Raw genomic sequence first — 4,457 nt, forward strand, 5'->3', positions numbered from 1 at the left:
CGTGGCTCTGAAGGAGACGGCCTATGCCTTCGACTCCACTACGATCGATCTTTGCCTTTCGCTCTTCCCTTGGGCGCGATTCCGGGAACACAAAGGCGCGGTCAAGCTGCATACTTTGATGGACCTGCGCGGCAGCATCCCTTGTTTTATCCGCATCACAGAAGGAAAAACACACGATGTCAACATCCTCGACGAACTGCTTCTGGAACCAGGGGCCATCTATATTATGGATCGTGGTTATATCCATTTCCGCCGCCTGTATACCTTCACCCGGAACATGGCTTTCTTCGTCATTCGGGCCAAACGCAACCTCGATTACAGCCGACGTTCATACCGACAGGTAGACAAATCAACAGGCCTCAGAAGCGACCAGACCATCATCCTCAAAGGCCCAAAGACATCCCAGGAGTACCCGGAACCTCTTCGGCGCATAAGCTATTTCGACGCCGAGACCCGCAAGCGGCTCGTGTTTCTGACAAACAATTTCACACTGCCACCTTTAACCATTTCTCAACCATACAAATGTCGCTGGCAGGTGGAACTATTTTTCAAATGGATCAAACAAAACCTCCGCATAAAGACCTTCTATGGAACCTCGGAAAACGCCGTGAAGACTCAAATTTGGACAGCCATCAGCGTCTATGTGCTCGTAGCCATCGCCAAGAAGGAACTCAATCTGAACCGCAGTTTGAGCCAAATCTTGCAAATCATCAGCATTACTTTATTCGAGAAAAGTCCCATTTTTCAAGTGTTGACGGCCTCATACAACAAAATCATAGAGGAGGCTGCTGGCAACCAACTGACATTATTCGACTCTTAACCGGACAGTAGTGTTAGTTCATATAACTTGGCAGACTTCGGAAGAGGTAGATAGAACTCAGCATCAATAAAACAAAGCTTAGGAGATTTCATATGTCCGAAGCAGACGCTATTAAAGCAGTAGAGGCCTATTTCAAAGCGTTCAACGCAGAAGATGGGGAGACAATCCGATCATTACTCCACTACCCTCATGTTATAATTGCTGATCGCAGGGTCATCATCATGCATGATCCTTCAGAATTTATAAGCTTTAGCAAAGGATTGTCCAAACGGGAGGGGTGGCACCATAGCACTTTGGATTCATTGAAATCCGTACATACATCAGAAGAAAAAGTTCATTTCACAATCGAGTTTAGCCGTTATAAGGCCGATGGAACCAGGTATGCCAGCTATAATGGGATCTGGATCATGACTAAAGAAGGTGGGAACCATTGGGGCTTGCTCGTTCTATCTACCTCCCTTGATCTCCTCATAATAAAATAATGTAAAACGAAAAAGCCACGTACCAACGAAGCACAGGTACACTAAGGATGGGAGGAAAAGATGCTTCAGGAGATCACCCTAAAAGTAAATGGTCAGATCCATCAGGTTAACGTAGAACCTGATACACCGTTGCTCTATATTTTACGCAACGACTTAGGCTTGAAGGGGGCAAAGTTCGCTTGTGGTCTGGAACAGTGCGGCGCGTGTAAGATCATCATCGACGGGCAGGCTGTGCCGTCATGCCGAATATCGGTTAGGTCTGTTCAGGGTCGTGAGATCACGACATTGGAGGGTCTTGGCACGGCTGACGATTTGCATCCGCTTCAGAAAGCCTTCATTGATGAACAGGCCGTCCAGTGCGGCTTTTGTGTATCGGGAATGATCATCGCCGCAAAAGCCCTGCTTGATCGGGACCCTCACCCGACTGATGCCCAAATAAAGGCCGAGATGGCGGATAATCTCTGCCGCTGTGGTGTATATGATCGGATCCTCAGAGCGATAAAAGTCGCGGCCGGGCTTTCTGAACAATCCCCTTCGTACGGGGATGAATTCGAAAGAGAGGGGGAATTTAAACCAGAACTTCAACTCCCAGCCCAAACCGATGATTTACCCGGCTCTCTCATGTGGACGCCCGATCTTGACTCATGGATTCGCATCAACACCGACGGCACCATTACTGTTTTTACCGGCAAGGTTGAACTGGGTCAGGATCTCAGAACTTCCGTGGCTATGATCGAGGCTGAGGAGTTGGATGTATCTCTCGAGCGAATTAGGGTTGTGATGGCAGATACGGCCCAAACGCCTAACGAGGGTTATACAGCAGGCAGTATGTCTTTGGAAACCTCGGGTACGGCCATTCGCCAGGCAGCCGCTGAGGCCCGTCAAATAATGCTATCAGCGGCGCATAATGAATTGAAACTCCCTATTGAACGCTTCAAGGTAATTGATGGTACCATTACCGATCCAGTGAGCGAACGTAGTATCACCTACTGGGATCTTTACGGCGGAAAAAAATTTAATCATCGGGCGGAAGGGATCGGCCGACCTAAACCACCGGAAAAGTATAATATTGTAGGTCGCACAACGGGACGTCTTGATCTGCTGGCCAAGGTGACCGGTGACGCTTTTTTTGTACACGATTTGGATCTTCCGGATATGGTTCACGGTCGGGTCATCCGACCACCTGATTACAATGCCCGTTTGGTTTCCGTAAACGAAGAAACGGTGTCTAGGATGCCGGGCGTTCTTAAAGTAGTTCGGGACGGTAGTTTTCTGGCCGTTATCGCCGAACGCGAAGAACAGGCCGTCAAGGCCATGGAAGAACTGCGAAAAGCCGCGGTCTGGGAATCAGATATAACCCTCCCACCCCAGGAAGCGCTTTTTGATCACCTGTTGAGCCAGCCGGATCAAGCTTTCCTCTTGGTTAACGGCACACCCGTGGACGGTCCAGTCCCTCAGATCGAAATACCGGTAGAGGCGGCACGGACTCTGGACGCCACTTATTACCGGCCTTACCACGCGCATGCGTCACTTGGACCATCGGCCGCGGTAGCGCAACTGATTGACGGCAAGCTAACAGTCTGGTCTCACAGTCAGGGGGTCTACCCGCTGCGAGCAGCGATAGCAAATGTTCTGGGCTTGCCCCAGGATGATATACACGCTATCCACATGGATGGTCCAGGCTGCTACGGTCACAATGGGGCCGATGATGCCGCTCTGGACGCTGCGCTTCTGGCTCGGGCTTTACCTGGACGACCCGTATCGCTCAAGTGGATGCGAATTGATGAAAACACCTGGGAGTCCTACGGTACGGCCACGGTGGTCAAGATGCAGGCCAGCCTGAACAATGGCGGGGAGGTAATTGATTGGAATCATGATGTCTGGGCCTACACTTACTCAGGTCGCCCCCATCCGGACGGAGACAGTTCCCTCTTGTTGGCTGCCTGGCATTTGGCCGAGCCTTTTAAGCGCCCTCAACCCCGACCCGGGAAAGGATACCATGGCGGTATCCATCGCAACGCCGATCCGCTGTACGTCTTTCCCCGCCAACGCGTGGTTAAACACTTTTTACCGGACAGCCCCTTGCGTACATCAGCATTGAGGGGATTAGGCTCCTATGCCAACGTCTTTGCTATAGAATCGTTCATGGACGAGCTAGCCTGCGAGGCTGGCGCTGATCCCGTTGAATTCCGCTTGCACCATCTGAAAGATGATCGCGCGAGGGCCGTTATCGAAGCTGTGGCGGAAAAGGCGGGTTGGTTTTCAGATAAGGATTCCCGAGGCAATGACCGGGGGCAAGGTATCGCCTTTGCCCAGTATAAAAACCGGCAAAGTTACGTAGCGGTGATCGTTAACCTGAGCGTGAATCGAACCAGCGGGCAGATTCGTCTGGAAAGGGCTAGTCTCGCCACCGATTCAGGGCAAATCGTCAACCCCGAGGCCGTAAGCAGTCAGCTCGAGGGAGTGTTTATTCAATCAGCCAGTTGGACACTAAGAGAGCAGGTTGCCTTTGACCAAAATGGCATCATCAGCGTCGATTGGCACACCTACCCGATTTTACGCTTTCACGACGCGCCTAAAATCGAGACAGTACTGCTCAACCAACCAGGCCAGCCTTATCTTGGCATTGGCGAAGGCGCACAGGGACCAGTGCCAGCAGCTATCGCCAACGCGCTCTTTAACGCGGTCGGTATCCGCCTACGTCAGATCCCTTTCACACCAGATCGAGTCAAGACGGCCTTGAAAAGTAACTAGAATTGAATTTGCCCTTTTTCCTAAAAAAGCTTTAACCGAAGACGGTTCAAAAAATTGTCGGTTTCGAGATGAGATGATCAACTCCTCCAAATTCCAGATATAGTATTCCTTCGTTACTTTTTGAAATTGCATTAATTTGCCTAGACCTGAGGTATCTATACGCCAGATTAGACAAAACTCCGGTTTCATCGGATGCACGCTAGACGTAACTCTGAACCCTGCGCTAAGGCATACTAGATATTGGGCCCGACCTTCATTGCCAAATTACCATTCAATTTGACAATTCGATTTTATCTAACTAATCTGTCCTCATGCTTTGAAAATATAAATTTAAAAAAATGGTTCTTCTCCAAAAGAGTTGGCAACTAGATACGATACCCGATATGTAGAAATTGAAACCA

3 protein-coding genes are annotated in these 4,457 nt (G+C 49.9%); all 3 read left to right on the forward strand.

Annotated features, from left to right (window positions below; translation table 11 throughout):
- The coding region (locus JRI95_16390) for an IS4 family transposase (GenBank protein ID MBW2063123.1) at window positions 1-820 on the forward strand (820 nt) is incomplete at its 5' end.
- A gap of 92 nt (window positions 821-912) precedes the next feature.
- A complete protein-coding gene (locus JRI95_16395) occupies window positions 913-1,302 on the forward strand; it encodes a hypothetical protein (GenBank protein ID MBW2063124.1) in 390 nt (129 codons plus the stop codon).
- A 60-nt stretch (window positions 1,303-1,362) separates the two neighbouring features.
- Window positions 1,363-4,056 carry a molybdopterin-dependent oxidoreductase gene (locus JRI95_16400; GenBank protein MBW2063125.1) on the forward strand — a complete coding sequence of 898 codons (2,694 nt, stop codon included), beginning with the start codon at window positions 1,363-1,365 and terminating at the stop codon, window positions 4,054-4,056.
- Window positions 4,057-4,457 lie beyond the last annotated feature (401 nt).

This window comes from Deltaproteobacteria bacterium (genome assembly GCA_019308995.1).
Classification (GTDB): Bacteria; Desulfobacterota; Desulfarculia; order Adiutricales; family JAFDHD01; genus JAFDHD01.

Coding starts and splice junctions, on each gene's coding strand:
- JRI95_16400 (MBW2063125.1), top strand. CDS start 1,363: ATGCTTCAGGAGATCACCCTAAAAGTAAATGGTCAGATCCATCAGGTT.
- JRI95_16395 (MBW2063124.1), top strand. CDS start 913: ATGTCCGAAGCAGACGCTATTAAAGCAGTAGAGGCCTATTTCAAAGCG.